The 22,151-nt window shown below is 56.5% G+C and carries 21 protein-coding genes; 9 read left to right on the top strand and 12 right to left on the bottom strand.

All coding sequences use genetic code 11. The features are described 5' to 3' along the window. The first annotated feature begins 32 nt into the window (after window positions 1-32). A complete protein-coding gene (locus ABIE61_RS14380; protein WP_354410678.1) occupies window positions 33-569 on the top strand; it encodes a hypothetical protein in 537 nt (178 codons plus the stop codon). A gap of 73 nt (window positions 570-642) precedes the next feature. Here the strand turns inward: ABIE61_RS14380 and ABIE61_RS14375 are convergent, their stop codons facing one another. The 4 genes from ABIE61_RS14375 to ABIE61_RS14360 form a co-directional block, all read right to left on the bottom strand. Next, window positions 643-2,043 carry a sigma 54-interacting transcriptional regulator gene (locus tag ABIE61_RS14375; protein WP_091827587.1) on the bottom strand — a complete coding sequence of 467 codons (1,401 nt, stop codon included), beginning with the start codon at window positions 2,041-2,043 and terminating at the stop codon, window positions 643-645. 3 nt (window positions 2,044-2,046) lie between these two features. Then, window positions 2,047-2,547 carry a hypothetical protein gene (locus tag ABIE61_RS14370; protein WP_354410675.1) on the bottom strand — a complete coding sequence of 167 codons (501 nt, stop codon included), beginning with the start codon at window positions 2,545-2,547 and terminating at the stop codon, window positions 2,047-2,049. A gap of 3 nt (window positions 2,548-2,550) precedes the next feature. Next, window positions 2,551-3,957, bottom strand: a complete 1,407-nt coding sequence (locus tag ABIE61_RS14365; protein WP_354410673.1) for a HAMP domain-containing sensor histidine kinase — start codon at window positions 3,955-3,957, stop codon at window positions 2,551-2,553. A gap of 164 nt (window positions 3,958-4,121) precedes the next feature. Continuing rightward, window positions 4,122-4,328 (bottom strand): dodecin, encoded by a 207-nt coding sequence (locus ABIE61_RS14360; protein WP_354410670.1) that lies wholly within the window; start codon window positions 4,326-4,328, stop codon window positions 4,122-4,124. 146 nt (window positions 4,329-4,474) lie between these two features. Between ABIE61_RS14360 and ABIE61_RS14355 the strand changes: the two genes are divergently transcribed. Beyond that, window positions 4,475-5,470: a hypothetical protein gene (locus tag ABIE61_RS14355; protein WP_354410667.1), complete on the top strand. Its 996-nt coding sequence runs from the start codon at window positions 4,475-4,477 to the stop codon at window positions 5,468-5,470. On the opposite strand, the gene ABIE61_RS14350 is transcribed toward ABIE61_RS14355, so the two are convergent. Both ABIE61_RS14350 and olsF read right to left on the bottom strand, forming a co-directional pair. Next, the gene (locus ABIE61_RS14350) at window positions 5,471-5,947 is read right to left on the bottom strand and encodes a J domain-containing protein (RefSeq protein ID WP_091827592.1); all 477 of its coding nucleotides are present in this window, start codon (window positions 5,945-5,947) and stop codon (window positions 5,471-5,473) included. It abuts the gene before it with no gap. Window positions 5,948-6,006: 59 nt separating this feature from the next. Then, the gene (gene olsF / locus ABIE61_RS14345) at window positions 6,007-7,737 is read right to left on the bottom strand and encodes a bifunctional ornithine lipid synthase OlsF (RefSeq protein WP_206841081.1); all 1,731 of its coding nucleotides are present in this window, start codon (window positions 7,735-7,737) and stop codon (window positions 6,007-6,009) included. 91 nt (window positions 7,738-7,828) lie between these two features. Here olsF and dinB point away from each other — a divergent pair, with 91 nt between their 5' ends. After that, window positions 7,829-8,908 carry a DNA polymerase IV gene (dinB, locus tag ABIE61_RS14340; RefSeq protein WP_354410663.1) on the top strand — a complete coding sequence of 360 codons (1,080 nt, stop codon included), beginning with the start codon at window positions 7,829-7,831 and terminating at the stop codon, window positions 8,906-8,908. On the opposite strand, the gene ABIE61_RS14335 is transcribed toward dinB, so the two are convergent. Then, entirely contained in the window at window positions 8,909-9,250 is a 342-nt protein-coding gene (locus ABIE61_RS14335; RefSeq protein WP_206841084.1) for a HopJ type III effector protein, read from the bottom strand. 36 nt (window positions 9,251-9,286) lie between these two features. Continuing rightward, window positions 9,287-10,243, bottom strand: a complete 957-nt coding sequence (locus tag ABIE61_RS14330) for a ketopantoate reductase family protein (protein WP_354410660.1) — start codon at window positions 10,241-10,243, stop codon at window positions 9,287-9,289. Between the two features lie 106 nt (window positions 10,244-10,349). On the opposite strand from ABIE61_RS14330, the gene ABIE61_RS14325 reads away from it, so the two are divergent. Further along, window positions 10,350-10,667 (top strand): DUF6482 family protein, encoded by a 318-nt coding sequence (locus ABIE61_RS14325; RefSeq protein ID WP_354410657.1) that lies wholly within the window; start codon window positions 10,350-10,352, stop codon window positions 10,665-10,667. Window positions 10,668-10,901: 234 nt separating this feature from the next. Here ABIE61_RS14325 and metG read toward each other — a convergent pair whose 3' ends face one another. Beyond that, entirely contained in the window at window positions 10,902-12,944 is a 2,043-nt protein-coding gene (gene metG / locus ABIE61_RS14320; protein ID WP_354410654.1) for a methionine--tRNA ligase, read from the bottom strand. 132 nt (window positions 12,945-13,076) lie between these two features. Between metG and trmA the strand changes: the two genes are divergently transcribed. The 3 genes from trmA to ABIE61_RS14305 all read left to right on the top strand — a co-directional run bounded on the left by trmA (window position 13,077) and on the right by ABIE61_RS14305 (window position 15,995). Continuing rightward, a complete protein-coding gene (trmA, locus tag ABIE61_RS14315) occupies window positions 13,077-14,162 on the top strand; it encodes a tRNA (uridine(54)-C5)-methyltransferase TrmA (RefSeq protein WP_354410651.1) in 1,086 nt (361 codons plus the stop codon). A gap of 25 nt (window positions 14,163-14,187) precedes the next feature. Continuing rightward, a complete protein-coding gene (locus ABIE61_RS14310; RefSeq protein WP_354410648.1) occupies window positions 14,188-14,631 on the top strand; it encodes a DMT family transporter in 444 nt (147 codons plus the stop codon). 122 nt (window positions 14,632-14,753) lie between these two features. Then, complete coding sequence (locus ABIE61_RS14305) at window positions 14,754-15,995, top strand: OmpP1/FadL family transporter (protein ID WP_354410646.1); 1,242 nt, start codon at window positions 14,754-14,756, stop codon at window positions 15,993-15,995. Here the strand turns inward: ABIE61_RS14305 and ABIE61_RS14300 are convergent. The 3 genes from ABIE61_RS14300 to rlmE form a co-directional block, all read right to left on the bottom strand. Next, entirely contained in the window at window positions 15,983-17,497 is a 1,515-nt protein-coding gene (locus ABIE61_RS14300) for an ABC transporter substrate-binding protein (protein ID WP_354410645.1), read from the bottom strand. The two genes, ABIE61_RS14305 and ABIE61_RS14300, sit on opposite strands and share 13 nt — an antisense overlap. Continuing rightward, on the bottom strand, window positions 17,481-18,902 hold the full coding sequence (locus ABIE61_RS14295; RefSeq protein WP_354410642.1) for a GGDEF domain-containing protein: 1,422 nt from the start codon (window positions 18,900-18,902) through the stop codon (window positions 17,481-17,483). The genes ABIE61_RS14300 and ABIE61_RS14295 overlap by 17 nt, the downstream gene beginning before the upstream one ends. Window positions 18,903-18,997: 95 nt before the next feature. After that, window positions 18,998-19,618, bottom strand: coding sequence for a 23S rRNA (uridine(2552)-2'-O)-methyltransferase RlmE (gene rlmE / locus ABIE61_RS14290; RefSeq protein ID WP_354410640.1), 621 nt, complete (start codon window positions 19,616-19,618; stop codon window positions 18,998-19,000). Between the two features lie 157 nt (window positions 19,619-19,775). On the opposite strand from rlmE, the gene ABIE61_RS14285 reads away from it, so the two are divergent. Together ABIE61_RS14285 and ABIE61_RS14280 are read left to right on the top strand one after the other, a co-directional pair. Further along, the gene (locus ABIE61_RS14285; protein WP_354410637.1) at window positions 19,776-21,404 is read left to right on the top strand and encodes an NAD(P)/FAD-dependent oxidoreductase; all 1,629 of its coding nucleotides are present in this window, start codon (window positions 19,776-19,778) and stop codon (window positions 21,402-21,404) included. Next, the gene (locus tag ABIE61_RS14280) at window positions 21,401-22,123 is read left to right on the top strand and encodes a TrmH family RNA methyltransferase (protein WP_354410635.1); all 723 of its coding nucleotides are present in this window, start codon (window positions 21,401-21,403) and stop codon (window positions 22,121-22,123) included. The genes ABIE61_RS14285 and ABIE61_RS14280 overlap by 4 nt, the downstream gene beginning before the upstream one ends. The last annotated feature ends 28 nt before the right edge of the window (window positions 22,124-22,151 follow it).

Here is a 22,151-nt window from a genome sequence, read left to right as displayed (position 1 = left end):
TCCGGAAGGACTTCTGAAGACCAGAGGTAGCCATGAAAAAACTGACCTTGATACTGTCAGCCTGCCTGATATCTATGCCGACTATGGCAGACAAGCCTTCCTGGGCAGGACCTGATGGGAAACCTCAGAAGGAGTGGCCCGAGCGGGTACATCAACCTCAGCAACGTGATGAACGTCGCTCTGATGACCGAGTTGACGGTTTTTTACCCCTGTCCGAGCGTGAGCGGCGCTTGCTGCGCGACCAGGTGCTGGAAGAGCGCTATGGTGTTCGTTCTGAACCGGGCAGGATGAAGTCCTTGCCACCGGGTTTGCAGAAAAAACTTGCCCGCGGGGGCGAGCTGCCGCCGGGGTGGCGTGACAAGGTGCGTCAGGGTGAAGTGCTGGACTCGGATCTCTATCGCAGAGGCGAGCGTCTGCCGCGGCATTATCTTGAGCGGCTCGGATACGATTCTGAAGCGGCCGAGTTGATTCTGTTGGGCGACAGCGTGGTGCGCGTTGTTAAGGGCCGCGGTACGGTACTGGATGTTATTGACTTGACCGACAAGGCGCTGGAGATGCTGGGCCGATAAACGGCGCATTCAAACACAAAAAACCGCGCCTACCAAAAGCAAGCGCGGTTTTTTTGTGCCGAGTTCGGCAGGGTCAGCCGACTTTGCGCTGCTCGGTAGCCTGTTTCAGGGCTTCCTGTTGAGCGGCCAAAGCAGCCTTGGCATCAGCCTTGAACTGAGCCGCTTCCAGCTGGTGCTTGTTCAGCAGCTTGTAGAAGTCGGTCCGGTTGCGTTGGGCAATACGGGCAGCATGGGTGACATTGCCCTCCGTAATCTGCAGCACCTTGATCAGATAGCGTCGCTCAAAGTCAGCGCGCGCTTCATTGAACGAAGGAATGACACGCTCCTGATTGGTCAGTGCCTTGGATATCAACCCTTCGGGAATGATGGGGGAAGGGCTCAGGGCAACCACCTGCTCCATCACGTTTTCCAACTGACGGACGTTGCCTGGCCAAGCCGCTTGGGCAAGCAGATGAAGCGCACCGGGAGAGATGCCACGAACCTTGCGGTTGTGTTTATGAGCTGCCTGGGTAAGGAAATGACGAGCCAGCAGCGGGATGTCTTCGGGCCGCTCGCGCAGTGGCGGCAGTTCCAGGTTGACCACATTGAGACGGTAATAGAGATCCTCACGGAACTCTTGGCTCAGCATCGCGGCTTCGAGATCGCGGTGAGTCGCTGAGATGATACGTACGTCTACCGGCGTGCTCTGGGTCGAGCCAACCGGGCGGATGGTTCGATCCTGCAGTACGCGCAACAGTTTTACCTGCAGTGCTACCGGCATATCACCGATCTCATCCAGAAACAGGGTGCCGCCCTGTGCCGCACGGAACAAGCCTTCGTGTTGGTTAACCGCACCGGTGAACGCACCTTTGGTGTGGCCAAACAGTTCGGACTCCAGCAGTTGCTCGGGCAGAGCGCCACAATTGATGGCAATGAACGGTTGGTCCGCACGAGCGCTGGCCTGATGGATCGCACGGGCAACCAGCTCCTTGCCGCTCCCACTGGGGCCGGTTATCAGTACGCTTACATCAGAAGCCGCTACACGCTGAGCTTGATCCAGCAGCTGCTCCATACGTGCGCTGTGGCTGATGATACCCGCGCGCCAGCTTTGGTCACGGTGACGCTGAGACGTGTTAAGTGCCGCACGAACGGTATCAAGCAAATGGTCCTTGTCGATGGGTTTTGACAGGAAGCCGAATACGCCTTTCTGAGTTGCTTCCACAGCCTCAGGGATGGATCCGTGGGCGGTGATAATGATCACGGGCAAGTCTGGCTGCTCCTGCTGGATGCAGGAGAAGAGCATCAGGCCATCCATGCCATCCATCCGCAGATCGGTAAGAACCAGGTCAAAGCTGTGCTGGCGAATCATCTCCAGGGCTTCTTCGCCGCTTTCGGCACAGCTGATGTCGTAGCCCGACGCCTGCAGGCGCATTTCAAGCAGGCGCAGCAGGGCGGTATCGTCATCGACCAGCAGGATACGGGGGGTTGACGTCATCTGTCAGTGCTCCTCACGCTGTCGCGTTATTTGTCGTTCCAAATCCGTCAGGGCATCGACCTGACGCTTGAGTTTCTGATTGTCCAGCTCCAGTTGTTCAAGCTGTTGCAGGGTATTCAGCTGCTGTTGCAGTTGGCGCAAACGCAGCTGCAGAAACTGATCGGCACCGCAGTCAACCTCGACAGGTTGCAGCTGTAGTGCTGTGAGCATTTCCAGAGCCCGGGCTACATGCTGTGGAGACTGTCCGGGTGTGCTCAGTAACAGAGGGTAGAGAGTTTTTGGCTGTCTTGCTTCTGCGTCGATCAGTAGCTGTTGTTTGTCGTTAAGTGTAGACGAAGTATAACGATGTTCATATTTTAACCAACCAAGCAGCTGATCGTTATCAATATGGCATTTCTGCGCCATGTTTGAACTCGACTCGACGCCCGAGTCGGATGGCAGTGTTGGCAGGCAACCTGTCAGCAACAAAAGTGGAAGCAGCGCAGCTAAGGCTCGCGATAACATGGTTCAGGCATCCTCAGGCGGCAGCGTCAGGGTGAAGGCTACCCGTGCATTTTCATTTTCACTCAACACCAGCTTCGCTCCCAGCGCCCGGCTGGCCTGCTGTGCAATGCTCAGCCCAATACCTGAGCCTTTCAAGGGCCCGCGGCGACGATTTTTGCCCTGATAGAAGGGCTCGAACAGCATTGGAACATCCTCGTTCGGTATCAGAGGGCCGCTATTGGCAACTTTTAGTTCGAGTGCGTTGCCATTGCGACAGGCTGAAATCGATAAAGTGCCCTGTTGGTCTGAATAATGCACGGCATTTGAGATCAGATTGGACAGAACTCGCTGTAACATCTGGGCATCGGTGTGGCAGCTCTCGAACTCGAAACGGGTACTGACCTGCAGCTGCTTTTGCTCGATTTGCAGCTTGAAAGGCCTCATTATACGCTGCACCAGCGGTGGTATCACCACATTCTCCAGCTGGACCTGTCCCGGTTGCTGCAGGCGGTTATAGTCGAGCAGTTGCTCGATGAGTTCCTGTAGCGTCAGGCTGTTCTGTTGCAGCAGTTGGATGATTTCGTGCTGGTCGGCAGTAAGCGGCCCGGCCAGCTCTTCTGCCAACAGATCTGCGCCTTCTCGCAGCGTTGTCAGGGGAGTCTTGAGCTCATGTGACACATGCTGCAGGAATCGTACCTTGTCCTGCTCCAGTGATTCGAGATGTTGCGCCAGCCAGTTCAGCTGGGTGTTTACCTGTGCCAGTTCTTCAGGACCGCTGAGATCAGCCTGCGGTGTGCGTTCACCCTCGCCGATGTTGCGAATATGGCGAATCAGCTGTTGTACCGGGCGGTTGATTCGCCCGCTGAAAAACAGAATCAGGGCCGTGGACGTGGCAATAAGCAGTACGGCAAACCAGCCGGTACGAAGCTGCTCCTGTTGTACGCGCTGCTCCAGCAATTCAAGCCTGTCATTGAAGCCGGCATCACTCGCCCTGATCAGCTGCTGAGTTTCATGCATCAGCTGCTCCAGGCGGCCACTGGCAAAACGGGGTGGTTGTTCGAGTGTGGACAGCCCTCGCAGCTCAGTCAGCAACTGGTGCAGATCGGATCGTGGCAGGGTGGGAGCCGCAGAACTGTCAGCCAGATCCAGCAAGGCGGCATAATCATTCAGATTCTGTTCCAGCCGCTGGCGTACCTCGGCACGGTTGACGATATCGTACTGCCGTGCAGCGCGAATGATATCTTCGGTCAGAGTGCGTAGCTGTTCATTACGCTGGCTGCTTTCCAGCATTTCTCTCGCCAGCAGGCGTGCCTGCGCTGACTGTGTAACCAGCGCATTGCCTGACTGGTATACCAGCACCGCCAATGGTACCGCTGCCAGAAAGAAGGCGAGCAGAACCAGCTGCTTGAGAGAATGGGTATGCCAGGGCAAAGTGGTCATCCTTCCAGGATAGGCTTGTTGCAGATAGGCAACGTTAGAGATTAACGGAGTGCATTATAAAGCAGACAGATATGAACCTTGGGTGAACGAAGGCAGACTCACTCGGACACGGTAGGCGTGGGCAGCCTCCGAGTGAGCCGTGTATGGAAGGTCATTTATTCGAGCCTGAATCCTACCCGAATGACAACCTGGTAGTGGGCTATTTTGCCGTCTGCGATATGCCCGCGCACCTCTTTTACCTCATACCAGTTGAGGTGACCTATGGTCTCGGCTGCTTTGGCAACCGCATTGCGAATGGCATCATCGTGACTTTCGGCGGAGGAGCCTGCAATTTCGATAATCTTGTAGACATGATCCGACATGACGAATCTCCTTGCTGAGGTAGAGTGATGTCAGTGTAGGTCAAAATCCATAGCGGGCCAGATTATGGGATAGATCATATCGCCCCTGGCTAGAAGGTATTATTCTTAAGTTGATGATTTCGTTGTTGAGAACAAGGATGCACGCCGTGAGCGATATACTCAGACGACCCATGTTATTGCTGTTTAGCCTGCTGCTGACCGGCTGTGCAGGTGTGGCCAATCAGTCTGCCGAGCCTCGTACTTTCTTGCGAGGGATGCTGGTTCAGAATGCTGAAGGGTACTGGTTTGAGCCTTGTGGCCTGACAATGCGTCACCCGATTGCCTTGATGGGTGAACCACTGGAACGCGAGTATGCGCGTCAGAGCTTGGGTGATGGCTGGCCCGTATATATCGAGGCATTTGGTCGTGTATCGATTAAGGGTGTAGAGCTGACCCAGCCGTTGCTGGTCGGCGGGTCGCTTAAAGCCTGTGATGTTGATTTGCCTGATATCAAGCTGTGGGCTGTTGCCATGCGTGGCAATACCGTTTTCGAGTTGCGTGAACGGCAGATTCGAGTGCATTACCGTGACAGTTTGCGCCAGCTGGGATTCAAGCGCCCTGAAGGTGAGCGACTCGGGGCCGTGCGGCGCTGGCAGCAGACGATGGCCACTGGTGGTGGTCGCAGCAGCCATCAGCTGCTGATGGAGGTCGAAAAACGCGATTGCGAAGGGCCTCGTGGAGGGTGGTATGCCTTGACCCTTTCAGCCGAGGTGGATGGTCTTTTTTACAATGGCTGTGCGCGTTTGGGTGATTTGCAGCAGTGGCGACTGTTTACCCGCTACCGAACTGCAGACACACTCCTGACGCGCCGGTTGAGCCTGCAACTGGATCCAGACGGTAAGGCGCAGCTGCTTGAGGATTATCTGAATGAGCAGCCGGTGATCGAGTACAGCGGCCGCTGGCAGCAGGCCGACTCTGGAAGGCTGCAGCTGTGGCTGGATTCAGAGGAGGCTGCAGGCAGTGATTCGAAGCTGGTATTTCAGCTCGATCTGGAAGGGCGGCTGAAGCTCACTCACTTCCATCCTGCCTATGGTAGCGAGCTGGAACTGCTGCCCTCAGGAAAGCCCATGATGGAGCATCATGAGCTTGACTGGTGGCACTAGTCATTCCAACAGGCGGTCGCGGGCCTCGTTGATGCGCGCAGCCAGATAGGCACTGCCGTCCCGGTCCGGGTGCAGTTTCTGGATCAGGCGACGGTGGGCCTGAATGACATCATCGCGGTTGGCGTCCGGCTTGAGCCCAAGAATCTCAAGTGCCTCGTCACGGCTCATCTGTTTGTTGGGGCGGTTCGACCGCTGCTGTTTTTTCTGCTGGCGCTTGCGATTCAGAGTACCTGCCAGTGAGGGCAGGAAGCGTAGCAGCAGTGGCAGCAGTTTTTGCAGAAATGGCAGCACCAGTGCAATCAGGGCGCCGAGCCAGTGCATGCGTCCGGTGATCGCCATCGCCAGCAAGCCGATGGTGACGAAAATCAGAATCAGTTTGAGGGTGGCGCTGCCTCGCTTGTCGTCAGGCTGTCGCTGCCACCAGTACCAGCTACCCAGTATGATCAGGGCAAAAAGTACCAGCCCCAGTGGATGCATCCAGTTCTCCCGAAAAGGGTGTGGACTGATACTTTAACAAAACCCTGTCAAAATTACGCTCAGCGGTTGGTGGCGTCAGTTGTGCCGATATAGCGTTCGCGTTTGCGCAGCTTGACCTGTTCGGTATCCACCAGTACCAGCCCATCGATACAGTAGTTGAAGTCGGGGTCGATGCCGAAGTCGAGAAAACTGACCCCGCCGGGCTCACAGAGTTCCGAATACTGCTTATAGAGCGTCGGCACGGTTACGCCAAGGAATTCCAGCTGCTGGCGCAGACGACTGAAATCTTCACGATAGTCGTTGCCACAGAAAATGTCCGCGATGGCATTTTCGGTATCCTTGTCGATCAGGTAGGGGCTGCGTGAGCGTGCCAGCCAGGCATGATCAGGGAAGTAGTGACGGTAGAACCAGACCAGCAGGTCACGCGCCCGTTTCGGATAGCTGTGGCTCAGGCTGACTGGGCCGAACAGGTAGCGAACGTTCGGGTGACGACGCAGGTAGGCACCGATGCCGTACCAGAGATAGTCCAGTGAGCGCTTGCCCCAGTACCGTGGCTGAACGAAGCTGCGTCCCAGCTCGATACCGGCGGCAAAAATCGGTTCCATCTGTTCGCTGTAGTGGAACAGTGATTCGCTGTATAGCGGGTATCCGGACTCGTTGTGGCGCTGATGGCCTTCGCCGATACGGTAGGCACCGGCAATCTCCAGATCGTCTTCGTCCCAAAGGATCAGGTGACGATAATGCTGGTCATAATGGTCAAGATCGCGCTTTTCGCCGGTCCCTTCACCCACGGTGCGAAAGGCAATTTCTCGCAGACGCCCGATCTCCTGCATGACAACCGAATCGGGATGGTAGTCGAACAGGTAGATCTTCTTGCCATCCGCGGTTTCGCCCAGCAGCTCAGCCTGTTTCAGTTCCAGTTTGAGCGCCTGTCGGTTCTGCGGGTGGGCGATGGTCTTTTCGGTCAGGAACAGTGGCGGCTTGTTGCGGGCGATGCGATACAGGTGTTTTTTCAGCAGTTTGGCCTTGTCCCGGTTTGATACCGGCAGTGCATCCAGCTGACTGAAGGCGATCGGCTCGCCCACCCGCACAGGCAGTGTCACCGAGTGCTTGTTGAACATTTCACGCGCCAGCAACAGGGTCGACATGGAACGGTTGATGTATGACAGGCTGTAGAACAACGTCGAATTCTTGCCGCCCAGATAGACAGGCAGAATAGGGGCATTGGCACGACGAGCAAAGTGCAGGAAGCCACTGTTCCAGCGCCCATCCTTGATACCGGTCAGACCCGCACGGGATACTTCGCCGGCAGGAAAGACGATAATGGCCTCATCATTTTGCAGCGCTTCCACAATACGGTTGATGTTGTCTTTGCGGGTGTTGCCACCCAGATTATCGACTGGCAGGAACAGGTTGTGCAGTGCATCGAAGTGCATCAGTACATCGTTGGCGATGATGCGCACATCACGGCGGACCTCTCCTACCAATTTCAGCAGCGCCAGACCGTCGAGTGCCCCCAGTGGATGGTTGGCTACAATCACGACGCGGCCTGAAGAAGGGATGTTCATTCGCTCCTTGTGGCTGATGGCGTAACTGAAATTAAAGTAGTCCAGAACCTGATCCACAAACTCGAAGCCACGCACGCCGCGATGGGTTTCGAGGAAGTGGTTGATCTCCTGTTCACGCACCAGGCGGCGCAGGCAGAACAGGGTGGAGCGGCGTACGGGAGCCGGTTTTTCTGCAAAAGCGGGGTACTTGTTGACCAGTACCTGTTCGACATCGATCTGCATGTTGGGTCACCTCAGTTCACTGCCTGTACACTATGGCGGTGATCTGACACTGAAGTGACAGTCAGATGAATGCTGGATGACAGGTGGGCGAATGTCAGGCAATACACGCAAAATAATACATCTGGATTGCGACTGTTTTTTTGCCGCAGTTGAGATGCTGGATCATCCAGAGTGGTGTGAGGTTCCTCTTGCAGTAGGAGGGGCGGCCGAGAGGCGTGGAGTAATTGCAACCTGCAACTACCCCGCACGGCGCTTTGGTGTGCATTCCGCCATGTCGACTGCCCGGGCGCTGCAGCTTTGCCCCCAATTGCAACTGGTGTCCGGCAACATGGCGCGTTACCGCGAGGTAGCGGAGCGAATCTTTGATATCTATCGTCGTTACAGCGATACGATCGAGCCGGTTTCCATCGACGAAGCCTATCTGGATGTGACGGGCAGCCCTCTGTTCGATGGCAGTGCGACGCGGATTGCGCAGGCCATTCGTCAGCAGGTGAGGGAAGAGACTGGTATTACCGTATCGGCCGGTGTGGCGCAGAACAAGTTTCTGGCCAAGGTGGCCAGTGACTGGAACAAGCCGGATGGTCTCTGTGTGGTCGATCCGATGCGACAGGCCGAATTTGTGGCGCAGCTGCCGGTGAAGAAAATTCCGGGTGTGGGGCCGCGGACGCAGGAGAAGCTATTGGGACTAGGGGTCGAGACTTGTGACCAGTTGCAACAGCTGTCACAGCAGCAACTGACCGAGCTGTTTGGACGCTTTGGTGAACGCTTGTGGCAGCTGGCAAGAGGGCAGGACAACCGGGAGGTACGCCTGAGCCGCGAGCGCAAGTCAGTCAGTACTGAGCATACCTTCAGCCGTGATCTGCCTGATCTGGCAGCCTGTCAGGCCCAGCTGGATGAGTTGTTGGCCGATCTTGAGCGGCGCTATGAAAAGCATCGTGAGCAGCGGCGCATTATCGGCGCGGTTGTCAAACTCAAGTTTAAGGACTTCAGCCAGACTACGGCCGAAACCCGCAGCAGTCGCCCCGACAAGGCGCTGTTCATGGCCCTGATTGAAGAGGCCTGGCAGCGGGGCCAGAAGCCGGTACGGCTGGTTGGGGTGGGGTATCGGCTTGATACGGCTGAAGGCGACGCGGAAGCGGTACAGCTTCCGCTGTTTGACTCTGATGCCTGATCAGCTTTTGCGGCGCAGTGGTTCGCCTTCAAACTGAATGCCGGCCCAGCCGGATTGCATGAAATTGCGAATATTGCCGTGATCAGTGCCGTCAGGGGTGGTAAGGACATCGCGGTAGAAGCGGCCAAAACAGGCCAGTGTTTGAGCTTCATCCAGCTCCATCAGTTTGCCAAAACCGAAGATCTTGCAGGAGCCCTCGTTCTGGCCCGCTTCGTTGAAGATTTCGCCGTTGTTGAAGGCGCAGGGCGCGTAGTCGAAATGCTCGCTGATTACCGCCATGGTGTCTTCAAAATCGATGCTGTCATCGGTGCCCAAACGGGCGGCAAAGGCTTCAGGTGTCATCGGCGTATCCTCAGGTTGACGATTCAAAAGGCGGCATTATGCGGGCTGTGGTCGCCATTGCAAGGGGCGGATTTCAAGGCGCAGCAAACGCTCGGTCATCTCGGTCCATGGGGCGTCTTCGCCCAGCGCCTTGCAGCGGCGGATCACGGCGCCGCTGATCTCGTCCAGCTCCAGCGGCCGTCCCTTTTCGCGATCGACCAGCATGGAGGTCTTGATCGCGTCAAAGTTGCTGATCAACTCAAACATCTCGTCTACGTCGGCAGCGGTCAGTTCAACCTCATCGGCCCGTGCCGCAATGGCGACCTCCTGCATCATCCGGTAGACCGTTTTGCCCAAAACCGGGTCGGCGGTCAGGCTGCGTGTATCCAAGCCAGTCAGGGCGCTGAGCGGATTGACACCGTTGTTGATCAGCAGCTTCTTCCACAATTCGTAACGGATATTGGCCGTGACGCGGGTGGGGATGCCGGCGGCGTTCAGGGTTTCGGCCAGAATATTCAGTCGCGTGTCATCGTCGGTGGTGGCAGGCCAGCAGCCCATTACCACCTGAGCCGGTCCCCTTGCCTCAATATGCCCTGGCGCGATGATATGCCCGCCGATCCGTACCGCCAGCCCGCCAAGGGTGCGTTCAGCACCGATCCGGTCCGCGATCAAAGGCTCATTGTCGACCCCGTTCTGCAGTGACAGCACCGGCGTGTCGGCTTTGCTCAGCCAGGCATGGCTTTGCTCAAGCCAGTCGGCGGTTGCACCGGCCTTCAGTGCCAGCATGATCAGGTCATAGTCGGCACAGGTGCGCTCGGCCAGCAGCTGCTCCATTGAAACAGCATCAACGGGTGCGTGAAATTTCAAGGCTTCATGCTCAACCGTTAGTCCTTGTTGCTGCATCGCCTCAAGGTGCGCACCACGGGCAACAAAGGTCACCTCATGTTTAGCCTCAAGCAGCCTGGCGCCGTAATAACAGCCGATCCCGCCGGCCCCGATAATCAGACACTTCATCCTGTACCTCCATCAAGCAGGAGGGATGTTTTACCTTAAATACGAACACAGTTAAACCGTCTGTAACGGGCCTGCGTAAATGCAGTAATGCAACAGGAGGGTATCAATGAAGATTTCGCTCGAAGAAGTTAAAAAGCAGATCGGCCAGATCGAACAACTGGTCGTGCGCGCATTTGAAAGCAGCATGTACCTGGTTCAGGTCAAACTGAAGAAGGGTGAAGAGCTGCTAAACGTGTGCGATGACAAGGGCACGATAATGCGCTTCAATAGCCAGCTCGATGCCAAGTTTCAGTTCAAGGGGCTGGGGATTACCGACACCGTGCTGGTGCATGAAAGCCCGTACAACGAAATGATCGGTATGCCGGGTGGGAAGATGGATCCGCTGCAGGTGAAACTGGCGAATCCGGATGATGACTATTCATGAGATTGTTACTTTTCTTTGCGTGCCCAAAGAAAAGTAACCAAAAGAAAGGGCACCCCTAAGAGTAGGCCTTCGGCTACTCTGCGCGTCTCGCGTCAACAGGGATGTTTGGAAAACTCGCCACTGCGTGGCTCAGACAATCCAAACATTTTTCCCTGTTGCCGCTGCGATGCTCGACTGCTCACAAGGGGCAATAGAAGCGCCGCGCTGTAGCAAGTCAATTATGCAAGGCCGTTTTTATTTTATTCTCATGCCGGGCTGAGCCCCTTCGTGCGGCTCCAGAATCCACAGATCCTCACCACCCGGTCCTGCAGCCAGTACCATGCCTTCCGACATGCCGAATTTCATCTTGCGCGGGGCCAGGTTGGCGACCATGACGGTCAGCTTGCCTTCCAGGTCTTCCGGCTTGTAGGCGGACTTGATGCCGGCGAAGACGTTGCGGGTTTCGCCGCCCAGGTCCAGCGTCAGGCGCAGCAGCTTGTCGGCACCTTCCACGTGCTCCGCCTTGGCGATTTTGGCGACGCGCAGGTCGATCTTGGCGAAATCCGGGAATTCGATGGTGTCGGCGATCGGTTCCTTGCTCAGCTCGTTTGAAGCAGCCGGTTTGGCGGTCTGTACCTGCGGCTGGGCTTCCAGGCTCTGCTTGGAGTCTTCGATCAGCTGCTCGATCACTTTCTCGTCCACGCGCTGCATCAGCGGCTTGAACTTGTTGATTTTATGGCTCAGCAGCGGCTGCTCTATCGCATCCCAGGCCAGGGTGTCGATGTTGAGGAACGCACAGGCTTCTTTGGCCACTTCCGGCAGTACCGGGGCCAGATAGCTGATGATCACGCGGAACAGGTTGATGCCCAGAGTGCAGCTGGCCTGTACTTCGGCTTCGCGGCCTTCCTGTTTGGCCAGTACCCAGGGTTCGGCGTTGTCGATGTACTGGTTGGCCTTGTCGGCGATGTGCATGATTTCGCGCATGGCACGCGAATATTCGCGCTTCTCGTAGGCCTCGGCGATGCTGTGACCGGCGGCGACCGCTTCATGGTAGAGCGACGCGTAGGTCAGCTCGGAGTCGAGCATGCCGTCGAATTTTTTCTGAATGAAACCGGCACAGCGGCTGGCAATGTTGACCACCTTGTTGACCAGGTCGGCATTAACGCGGAAGCGGAAGTCTTCCAGGCTCAGGTCGATATCGTCGATGCCGGAGCCCAGCTTGGCGGCGAAGTAGTAGCGCAGGTATTCCGGGCGCAGGTGCTTCAGGTAGGTCTCGGCCATGATGAAGGTGCCGCGGGACTTGGACATCTTCTGGCCGTTGACGGTCAGGAAGCCGTGGCAGAACACGCCTGTAGGCGTGCGGAAGCCCGCGCCTTTCAGCTCGGCCGGCCAGAACAGGGTGTGGAAATAGGCGATGTCCTTGCCGATGAAGTGGTACAGCTCGGCATCGGAATCCTGCTTCCAGTATTCGTCGAAGTCGACCTCGTTCTTGTCACACCAGTTCTTGAAGCTGGCCATGTAGCCGATCGGTGCGTCCATCCAGACATAGAAGTACTTGCCCGGTGCGTCGGGGATCTCGAAGCCCCAGTAGGGTGCATCGCGAGAGATATCCCACTCCTGCAGGCCGGACTCGAACCACTCGTTGAGCTTGTGGGTCATCTGGCTCTGAACGTGCTCGTTGACCCAGGTGCGCAGAAATTCTTCAAAGTCACCCAGTTTGAAGAAAAAGTGCTCGGATTCCTTCTCGATCGGGGTCGCACCGGAAACGGCCGAGTAGGCGTTCTTCAGCTCGGTCGGCTGATAAGTAGCGCCACAGGCTTCGCAGGAGTCGCCGTACTGGTCCTTGGCACCGCATTTCGGGCAGTCGCCCTTGATAAAGCGGTCCGGCAGGAACATGTTCTTCACCGGGTCGTAGGCCTGGGTGATGGTGCGGCGGGTGATATGACCGGCATCGCGCAGGCGCTCGTAGATCAGCGCGGAGAAGTGGCGGTTCTCTTCCGAGTGGGTAGAGTAGTAGTTGTCGAAGTTGACCATGAAGCCGGCGAAGTCGCGCTGGTGCTCGGCACTGACCTGGTCGATCAGTTCCTGCGGGCTCTTGCCCAGCTGGTCGGCCTTGAGCATGATCGGCGTACCGTGGGCGTCATCGGCACAGACGTAGGTACACTGATGGCCACGCTGCTTCTGGAAACGAACCCAGATATCAGTCTGGATATACTCCACCAGATGGCCCAGATGGATGGGACCGTTGGCGTAGGGCAGGGCACTGGTGACGAGAATCTTGCGCTTGCTGTCGGACATCGTTGGCTCTGAGTCGGTTGAAGACAAATGAAGCCCTGCATTCTACGCTGGATTGATCTCTGAATGAAGGCTGGGGGTGGCTGTGCTAAAATCCGCCGCCCGTCCCGAGCAACAGAACACAGAGGTTAGCCGATGGCCCTTCCCCGCGTGGAGCCTGATCAGTACGACGCCTTGCTGGCGACCAAGAAAGCCCGTATCGAAGCACAATTTGCCGAATTCGATCTGCCCGCGATCGAGGTGTTTACCTCTGAACCCGAGCATTACCGCCTGCGCGCCGAGTTCCGCACCTGGCATGAGGGCGATGACCTCTATTACGTCATGTTCGACGGTGACAAGCGCACGCCGGTACGGTTGGACAGCTGTCCGATGGTAGCCGAACGCATCCATGACGTGATGTTCGAGCTGATCGAGGTAATTCGCCTCGACCCGGTACTGCGCTTCAAAATGTTTCAGGTCGACTTTCTCAGCACCCTGTCCGGTGAGTTGCTGGTCAGCCTTATCTACCATCGCAAACTGGATGACGAGTGGGTCGAGCGGGTCAAGCCGCTGTGTGAACAGTTCAACATCGGCATTATCGGACGTTCACGCAAGCAGAAGATCGTGCTGGATAACGACTTCGTGGTCGAAACCCTGAACATCAACGGCCGCGCCTACCGTTATCAGCAGACCGAAAACGGCTTTACCCAGCCCAACGGCCATGTCTGCGAAAAGATGATCGAGTGGGCGATTGATGCCAGTGCCCACGCTGGCGGTGATCTGGTGGAATTCTATTGCGGTAACGGAAACTTTACCCTGCCACTGGCGCAGAATTTCCGCCGCGTGGTGGCCACCGAGATCTCCAAGGTATCGGTGCGTTCCGCCGAGTGGAACATTCAGGAAAACGGTATCGATAATATTGACGTACTGCGCATGCCCTCGGAAGATCTGTCACTGATCCTCAAGGGCGAGAAAACCAGTCGTAAGGTGCAGGGGCTGGCGCTGGACGAGTGTGACTTTACCACCGTACTGGTGGACCCGCCGCGTGCCGGTCTGGATGAGCATACGGTGGAGCAGATCTGCGAATATCCGCATATCCTGTATATCTCCTGCAACCCCGAGACGCTGCACGAAAATCTGCAACAGATCAGCAAAACCCACAAACTGGAGCGGTTTGCGATCTTCGACCAGTTTCCCTACACCGACCATCTGGAGTGCGGTGTCTATCTGACCCGCCGTTGAGTGAATGATGAAGAAAGGAGGCTCCATGCTGTTTTTCTGGCTTTCGCTGGCGTTTGTGGCCGGCATGATGATGCCCCTGCAGGCCGGTGTGAACAGCACGTTGGCGCTGCACAGCCAAGGAGCGATATGGGCGTCCTTTATCTCGTTTCTGATTGGTACACTGGCGCTGTTTGTGATCGTCGTAGGGATGCGGTTTGAATGGCCGTTGCTGAGTGATCTCAGGCAGGCGCCCTGGTGGGCTTGGACAGGCGGTTTCATGGGGGCGCTGTTTGTCTCTACCGGTGTCTTTCTGGCGCCGCGTATCGGTGCTGCCACCATGATCGCCCTGTTTGTAGCCGGTCAGCTGATTACCTCGGTGATTCTCGATCATCTCGGCTGGGCGACCTTTCCCCAGTTCGATATCACGTTGGGGCGGGTGCTGGGCGTGGCGTTTCTGCTGGTGGGCGTGGTGCTGATTCGGTTCTATTGAACGGGCAGGCGTTCGCTTATAACCACCTTGCATATATCTTAAGCATCAAAGTTATTTTTCTTATATAACTTTTAATAATATGATGACGTTCTTAATTAGACACTGTTTTAACGGAGAGCGTCGTGAACAAACTGCATCCCCTTGCCGCGGCCATTGCGCTGGCAACCCTGCCGCTGACTGCTGAAGCAACCAACGGTTACTTCACCCACGGTAACAGCATCAAGGCCCAGGGGATGGCCGGTGTCAGCTATGCGATGGCGCACGACAGCATTTCGGCCGCCAGCAATCCGGCTGCGCTTACGGTATTGGGAGATCAGTTTGATCTGGGTGTCACCTGGTTCAAGCCGGAACGCGATGCGCGTATCAGCGGCAACCCGGCATTCAATGGTCAGTATGACGGCAACGGTGACAAAAGCTTCTGGATACCTGAGCTGGGCTTCAGTCGCCAGCACTCGGAGCGCCTGGCCTACGGTGTGGCCATGTATGCCAATGGTGGCATGAATACCTCCTATGCCAACAACCCCTATGCAGGCGCTGGCGCAACTGGCGATGCAGGGGTGGATCTTTCCCAGCTGTTTGTCACCTCATCCGTGGGCTATCGACTGACCGAGCGCTACAGTGTGGGTGTCGGCCTGACCTATGTGTATCAGATGTTTGAAGCCCGAGGCGTCAATGGTCCAGCCTTCGAAAGCATGTCTTCAAATCCTGCCGCCTTGAGTGACAATGGCCACGACAGCTCAGACGGTTTCGGTCTTAAGCTCGGCTGGCAGGGGCAGGTGACCGATACTCTGACACTGGCTGCCAGCTGGTCATCCAAAATCAAGACCGACCGCTTCAGCGATTACCGTGGTCTGTTTGCTGAACAGGGTGGCTTTGATGTACCGGAAACTTATGGTCTCGGCTTTGCCTGGCAGATGAATCCGCAGTGGACCCTGGCGGGTGATTGGCAGCGTATTAACTACAGTGATGTGGCCTCAGTGGGCAACCCGCTGATTCCGATTACACAGTTGGGGCAGGATAACGGCTCGGGTTTTGGCTGGCAGGATATCAATGTCTACAAGCTGGGTGTCAGCTATGACTGGTCAAGCCGCCTGACGTTTAGGGCCGGTTACAGCTATGCGGACCAGCCGGTGCCGAGCAGTGAGACCTTTTTCAATATTCTGGCACCAGGTGTGGTACAGGAACATGTCAGTCTGGGTGCCAGCTGGCGGCCGTCTCCAGCGCAGGAACTGACATTCGCCTATACACGAGCACTTGAAGAGTCTGTCGAAGGTAACGGTTCTCTTGCCGCATTTGGTGGCGGTGAGGCGGACCTGAGCATGAGTCAGGATATTCTGGGGTTGGCCTGGTCCTACCGCTTCTGATCTTTCCAGCGGATATCTTCCAGCACGAAGGAGGGGATGGGGCTCTTTTCCCACATCCCTTCTAGGTCCCGGTGCATCAGGTTCTGTTCCGGGCGCATGAACAGATACACATTCACTGCATCTTCAGTGATGCGGCGCTGGGCCTCACCAAGCAGTCGGTGTAGTTCATCTTCAGTACGTGCATTCAGTACCCGCTCCCAAATCGTTTTGAACGCGGCGTTGTCATAATTGAAGTAGTAGTCGTCACGAGCATAGATGTTCAGATCCATGGGCTCGACATGCATGATAAGCGTCAGTTCGTAATCCTTCTGCCGGAATACCCGCTCCATCCATGTGGTCCAGTCCACCTGCTCCAGCTTGACTCTGAACCCGACCGCTTCCAGATCATCCGCAATCATCAAGCCACCGTAACGGCCATAATCGGTCGGGGGAATTGTCAGTGTGAGTGTCTGGCCTTCAGGTACTTCGGCCGCACTCAGTAGCTGACGGGCCAGTAACCGGTCGAAGGGGTAGCGGTCTACCAGATCCACATAGGCAGGGTGTGAAGGCGGGAAATGCGTACCAATAAGTTCCGGCTCGAATTGAGCACCGTACAGTTTGCTGACGCGGTTGCGGTCAATGGCGTGTGACAGAGCACGGCGCACGCGCAAATCGTTGAATGGCGGGCGCGCATTGTTGATCGCCAGAATCATCTTGCTCTGCAGTTTGCGTGCGCTCATGCGGTAATCGGGTCGAATCATGAAACGGTTGCCAACTCGGGTAACGCTCAGCAGACCATCGACCAGCCCTTCGGCCAGAATGTTCTCGGTGCCTACTGTGGTCTGCATGAACAGAAACTGTGCCTGGTGCAGGTAAGGTGGCTTGCCCCAGTAATCCATATTGCGCTTCAGGGTGACGGAATGCCCTTTCTCCCAGCGACCGAAGCGGAAGGGACCGGTGCCGATTGGGTGTTCACTGTTGTTTGCAACGGTGTCCGGGTGAACCATGACGGCTGCAGGCAGTGACAGGGCGAAGGGCAGCACGGCGTCGGGTCGTTTGAGCGTGATGATGAGGTGCTCGTCACTCTGAGCGGTGACACTATCGACCTGCTCAAACCATTGTTGCTGGGGGTTGCCGCTGTTTTCATCCAGCAGTCGATTGAGGGAAAAGGCGGCAACATGGGCATCGAAGCGGCTGCCGTCGTGAAAAGTCACGCCCTTGTGCAGCTCGAAGGTATAGGTCAGTCCATCTTCGGACAGGTGCCATTTGCGTGCCAGTCGTGGCCTCAAAAGGCCTTCGCCATCGACCAGCGTGAGGCCTTCGAAGAGATTGCACCAGGTAATCTCGCCAGCCGAGGCAGCGGCAGTAACGGTAGGGTCGAGAGTGGGCGGTTCCAGCTGAATACCAAGCCGAATGTGCTCACTGGCCTGCAGAGGCAGGCTGCACAGCAGCAGAAACGGCAGCATCAACCTGCCAATGACGCTGAAACAGGCACAATGAAACAGATCAGATAGCCTGCGCATAAACGGTCTTTGGAGCTAAGGCGACCATATTCCGGCCTTGTCGCTTGGCATCATAGAGAGCCTTGTCAGCCGCGTGCAGCGCCGCATCCAGCAGGCTTTCGGTCAGTTGGTCATCTGTCTCGCTCTGAAGAACTGTTGCATCAACCAGGGCAACTCCAAAACTCATGCTCAGGTGAATTTCGTGCTTCTGACTGGATAAAAACGGCTTCTCAGCAATCAGGCTTCGCAGCTTGTCGAGTACCTGATAACCAGCTTCCAGGGAGCCTGTCGTCAGAATAATGGCAAACTCCTCACCGCCGAATCGAGCCAGAATATCGCTTTCCCTCAGCCCTTCGGATAATTGCCGTGAAACTTCAATCAAGACCTGATCTCCGGTGGCATGACCGAACCGGTCATTGACCTTCTTGAAGTGATCAATATCACCAATAGCCACACATAATGGTTGGTAGCTCTGACGCAGCAGACGTCGGGCGGCCGCCTGAAAATGACGACGGTTAGCAAGCCCGGTCAAGACATCGTGCTCAGCCAGAAAGGTCAGCTCCTGATGTGCTTCGCGCATGCGAGCTTCCTGATACTGTATGCGCTGGACGTAACTGCGCACGGTTTTGGCCAGACTGGAAATTTCATCGCCACCATGAGTATCAAAGGCATCAACATCAACAACCGGGGCGCTCACATTGCGCTGCATCTGCAGGATGCGCCTCACCACCACGACCTCGAAATAAACCCCGGCCAACAAGGCAAAGACCAGCAGCAACAGGGCAAGTGCGATCAGATTGCGTTGCTGGACATTGATCTCGGCGGCAAGCTGCTCGCTTTGCATCACCATCTGTTGGCGCATGGTGGCGGAAAAGTAGCCCATCAGTATAGCCAGTTGCCCGGCCAGTTCACGGTTGTTGTGTGACAGGGCTCTGATTTGGCGCTCAAGCCCCGCTTGGCGCCCGGTATCGATGCGCTGGCTGACCAGCTCATTCAGTTCGGCAATGTTGCTCTGCAGCTGTGCTTGTGTCTCGCGGACCTGATTGATCAGATCAGGGTTGCCACCCTGCTGGGCAAGGCGGTCGGTCAGCTGGTTTACCCAGAGGGTTCGATCGGTCAGATTTATCAGCGCCTGACGTCGCTCGGTGTGGTTGTTGGCAACAGACAGGCCAAAGCCAAGGCTGTTCAGCGACTCGGCCTGTTGCACCAGTCGCACTGAGGTCATCAGGTTTTCCATTTCGGTACTGGTGAGCGTGTCTACCTGATCGTGCAAACGCTCGAAGGCACGGCTCATGATGGCCGTAACGCCGATAATCAGGGCGAGGATCAGGAGGGTCATGCCCAGCGTCTTGGCGGTCAGACCAAGACCGACCCGCCGGTGGATCATTTCGCTGCCGGCAGCTGGCCGGAGAGCTTTGGCAGGCAATCGCTATCTTGTGTATTCATTTAGATACGCTTTTTGTTGTTTGGATACAGGTGTAGCTGATAACGACGGTTACTTCAATTTATTGGTGAAAATTTTCAACCACGGAAGCCCTTGCCTACCACGTAGACTTCACGTGAGCGTGAACGTGATGCTTCCGGTTTGCGAATAACCACTGTGTCAAAGTGGTTGCGAACTTCCTTCACGAACGCTTCATAGCCCTCACCTTGAAACGCCTTGGCAATAAAGCTGCCTTTGGGCTTCAGGACCTGTTGTGCCATGTCCAGCGCCAGTTCGATCAGGTAAATGGAGGTTGCCTGATCCGCCGTGGCGATACCGCTCAGGTTGGGTGCCATGTCCGAGATCACGACATCAACCGGATTGTCATTGATCGCGTGCAGGATCTGCTCGAATACGCTGTCTTCAGTGAAATCGCCCTGAATAAACTCCACATCGGGCAGACTGTCCATTGGCAAAATGTCGGATGCGATCACTTTGCCACCTGTGCCGACCAGTTTGGAGGCGACCTGTGACCAGCCACCGGGCGCCGAGCCCAGGTCGATCACCAGCATGCCGGGACGAATCAGCTTGTCCTTTTCATTGATCGCCAATAACTTGTAGCTGGCACGGGAACGGTAACCGTCTTTCTGTGCCTGTTTGACGAAGGGGTCGTTGACGTGCTCATCGAGCCAGCGTGCACTGCTTTTGGAACGGGCCATACCGGTTGAAACCATCTGAAAATTAAAACCCGATTGTACGTCTCGCAGCCTGTTGGTGCCATGTTCTCGGGTGTATCAGACTGACTTTACCCTTGTTGGTCGCTATAATTCGCGGTTTGTTGTCTCTTTGCCGGATAAACCGGCCGGAACCCTTGCCATGATCCGTCTCAGCGAACTCTCTCTTCCTCTTGATCATCCTGAAATCGCCCTGCGTCAGGCCATTCTGAAACGGCTTGGGCTGGCGGATGATGCGCTACTCGGTTTCAGTGTTTTCAAGCGCAGCTATGATGCGCGTAAGAAGAACACCGAGATTACCTTCGTCTACATTATCCACCTGGATGTGAAAGATGAGGCTGCCGTGCTGGCACGCTTTGTCGATGACCCGCATGTGACCATGGCGCCGGATACGGAGTATCACCCAGTTGCCGTGGCCCCCGCCGATCTGGCTGAACGACCGCTGGTGATCGGTTTTGGCCCCTGTGGCCTGTTTGCCGCCACGATTCTGGCGCAGATGGGGTTCAAGCCGATCGTGCTGGAGCGCGGCCGGGATGTGCGCAAGCGCACACAGGATACCTGGGCACTTTGGCGTAAGCACAATCTGAGTACTGAATCCAACGTTCAGTTTGGCGAAGGTGGAGCAGGGCTGTTTTCGGACGGCAAGCTGTATTCACAGGTCAAGGACCCCAAATTCTATGGCCGCAAGGTGATGCAGGAGTTTGTTGATCACGGTGCGCCAGACAATATCCTGTATGTCAATAAGCCGCATATCGGCACCTTCCGCTTGACCACGGTGGTATCAAGGATGCGTCAGAGCATCATTGAGATGGGGGGCGAAATTCGGTTTGAATCCAAAGTGACCGACTTGCTGCTGGACAATGGCGAAGTCAAGGGCGTGACCCTGGCTGATGGCAGTCAGTTGCTGAGCCGTCATGTGGTTCTGGCGCTGGGGCACAGTGCGCGTGATACCTTCCGCATGCTGCACCAGCGCGAAGTACATATCGAACCCAAACCCTTCGCCATCGGTTTTCGTATTGAGCACCCGCAGTCGATGATCGACCGGGCGCGTCTTGGCAAGTATGCAGGGCATGAAGAGTTGGGGGCAGCTGATTACAAACTGATCCACCATGCCAAAAATGGCCGCGCCGTTTACAGCTTCTGCATGTGCCCGGGTGGTCAGGTCGTGGCGGCAACCTCGGAAGAGGGGCGTGTGGTGACCAATGGCATGAGTCAGTACTCGCGCAAGGAGCGTAACGCGAACGCTGGCATTGTGGTGGGCATTAACCCGGAGCAGGATTTCCCTGGTGGCCCGTTGGCCGGGATCGAACTGCAGGAAAAGCTGGAATCGATCGCCTATCAGCTGGGTGGTTGTGACTACCGAGCCCCGGCTCAGCTGGTGGGAGACTTTTTGCGGGGTCGTCCTTCCGAAAAGCTGGGCGAGGTTGAACCCTCCTATCAGCCCGGAGTGAAACTCTGTGACCTGGCCGAAGCGCTGCCGGATTACGTGATCGAGGCCATGCGCGAGGCGCTGCCGGCCTTTGGTCGCAAGATCCGCGGCTTTGACCGCGAAGATGCGGTGCTGACCGGGATTGAATCGCGTACCTCATCGCCGATTCGCATCACCCGCGACCCACACACCCTGCAGAGTCTCAATGTGCGCGGCCTTTACCCTGCCGGTGAGGGGGCAGGGTATGCCGGTGGTATTCTGTCGGCCGGTATTGATGGCATCAAGGTGGCGGAAGCGGTGGCACTGGACATTCTGCAGCAGCGGGAAACCGAATCGGCATGAAACTGGACGACATCAAGAAGCTGCAGCAGAAAAAGTACCGCAGCGAGCTGGGCGCCTGTCTGGTTGAGGGCGAGCATCTGGTACTGGAGCTGCAGCAGGCGTTGCAGCTCCGTCCCGAGCTGCAGGCCGCCGAACTGTATCTGACCGAAGAATACCGGGACTGGCCAACGCCGCTGGTCAAGCATGAAATCGGCAGTAAACAGATGCGTGCGCTCAGCGCGACCAAGTCCCCTCAGGGGATACTGGCCGTGTTACCCATCGACGCGATACGGCCATCGCCTGCTGATGGCGATATTGCGATTTATCTGCATGAGGTTCAGGACCCCGGCAATCTGGGGACGATTCTGCGTACTCTGGCCTGGTTCGGCGGCTTTCGTTGCCTGCTCAGCCCAAACAGCGTCGATCCGTTCAACCCCAAAGTGATTCGTGCCAGCATGGGGGCGATTTTCCATGTGCCACTGGAGCTGGATGTACCGCTGGAGAGCCTTGCGGGTCGTTACAACCGGATCGGTTGTCTCGATATGCAGGGTGAGCCGCTCAGTGCGCCTGCATTCAGTGAGTGTGACTGCTATCTGTTCGGCAACGAGGCGCGTGGCGTGCCCCGTGAGCAGCTCGACAGTCTGTCGGCACGCCTGTTCACCATTGCTGGTGCAAGCCAGATCGAATCGCTCAATCTGGCAACGGCTGTCAGCCTGAGCGTCTACGAACGCAGGCGCTGAGACGGTCTGTCCGCAGCGCCCGTCACGG

The organism is Marinobacterium sp. MBR-111 (genome assembly GCF_040547585.1).
Lineage (GTDB): Bacteria > Pseudomonadota > Gammaproteobacteria > Pseudomonadales > Balneatricaceae > Marinobacterium > Marinobacterium iners.
This window is presented reverse-complemented; position numbering and strand designations above follow the sequence as displayed.

What these genes read in the sequence shown, in the direction of transcription:
- ABIE61_RS14330 (WP_354410660.1), bottom strand. Translation starts at nt 10,243, where the DNA reads ATGAAGTGTCTGATTATCGGGGCCGGCGGGATCGGCTGTTATTACGGC.
- metG (WP_354410654.1), bottom strand. Translation starts at nt 12,944, where the DNA reads ATGTCCGACAGCAAGCGCAAGATTCTCGTCACCAGTGCCCTGCCCTAC.
- dinB (WP_354410663.1), top strand. Translation starts at nt 7,829, where the DNA reads ATGTCAGGCAATACACGCAAAATAATACATCTGGATTGCGACTGTTTT.
- ABIE61_RS14310 (WP_354410648.1), top strand. Translation starts at nt 14,188, where the DNA reads ATGCTGTTTTTCTGGCTTTCGCTGGCGTTTGTGGCCGGCATGATGATG.
- ABIE61_RS14325 (WP_354410657.1), top strand. Translation starts at nt 10,350, where the DNA reads ATGAAGATTTCGCTCGAAGAAGTTAAAAAGCAGATCGGCCAGATCGAA.
- ABIE61_RS14280 (WP_354410635.1), top strand. Translation starts at nt 21,401, where the DNA reads ATGAAACTGGACGACATCAAGAAGCTGCAGCAGAAAAAGTACCGCAGC.
- ABIE61_RS14360 (WP_354410670.1), bottom strand. Translation starts at nt 4,328, where the DNA reads ATGTCGGATCATGTCTACAAGATTATCGAAATTGCAGGCTCCTCCGCC.
- rlmE (WP_354410640.1), bottom strand. Translation starts at nt 19,618, where the DNA reads ATGGCCCGTTCCAAAAGCAGTGCACGCTGGCTCGATGAGCACGTCAAC.
- ABIE61_RS14350 (WP_091827592.1), bottom strand. Translation starts at nt 5,947, where the DNA reads ATGCATCCACTGGGGCTGGTACTTTTTGCCCTGATCATACTGGGTAGC.
- ABIE61_RS14375 (WP_091827587.1), bottom strand. Translation starts at nt 2,043, where the DNA reads ATGACGTCAACCCCCCGTATCCTGCTGGTCGATGACGATACCGCCCTG.
- trmA (WP_354410651.1), top strand. Translation starts at nt 13,077, where the DNA reads ATGGCCCTTCCCCGCGTGGAGCCTGATCAGTACGACGCCTTGCTGGCG.
- ABIE61_RS14380 (WP_354410678.1), top strand. Translation starts at nt 33, where the DNA reads ATGAAAAAACTGACCTTGATACTGTCAGCCTGCCTGATATCTATGCCG.
- olsF (WP_206841081.1), bottom strand. Translation starts at nt 7,737, where the DNA reads ATGCAGATCGATGTCGAACAGGTACTGGTCAACAAGTACCCCGCTTTT.
- ABIE61_RS14335 (WP_206841084.1), bottom strand. Translation starts at nt 9,250, where the DNA reads ATGACACCTGAAGCCTTTGCCGCCCGTTTGGGCACCGATGACAGCATC.
- ABIE61_RS14370 (WP_354410675.1), bottom strand. Translation starts at nt 2,547, where the DNA reads ATGTTATCGCGAGCCTTAGCTGCGCTGCTTCCACTTTTGTTGCTGACA.
- ABIE61_RS14300 (WP_354410645.1), bottom strand. Translation starts at nt 17,497, where the DNA reads ATGCGCAGGCTATCTGATCTGTTTCATTGTGCCTGTTTCAGCGTCATT.
- ABIE61_RS14285 (WP_354410637.1), top strand. Translation starts at nt 19,776, where the DNA reads ATGATCCGTCTCAGCGAACTCTCTCTTCCTCTTGATCATCCTGAAATC.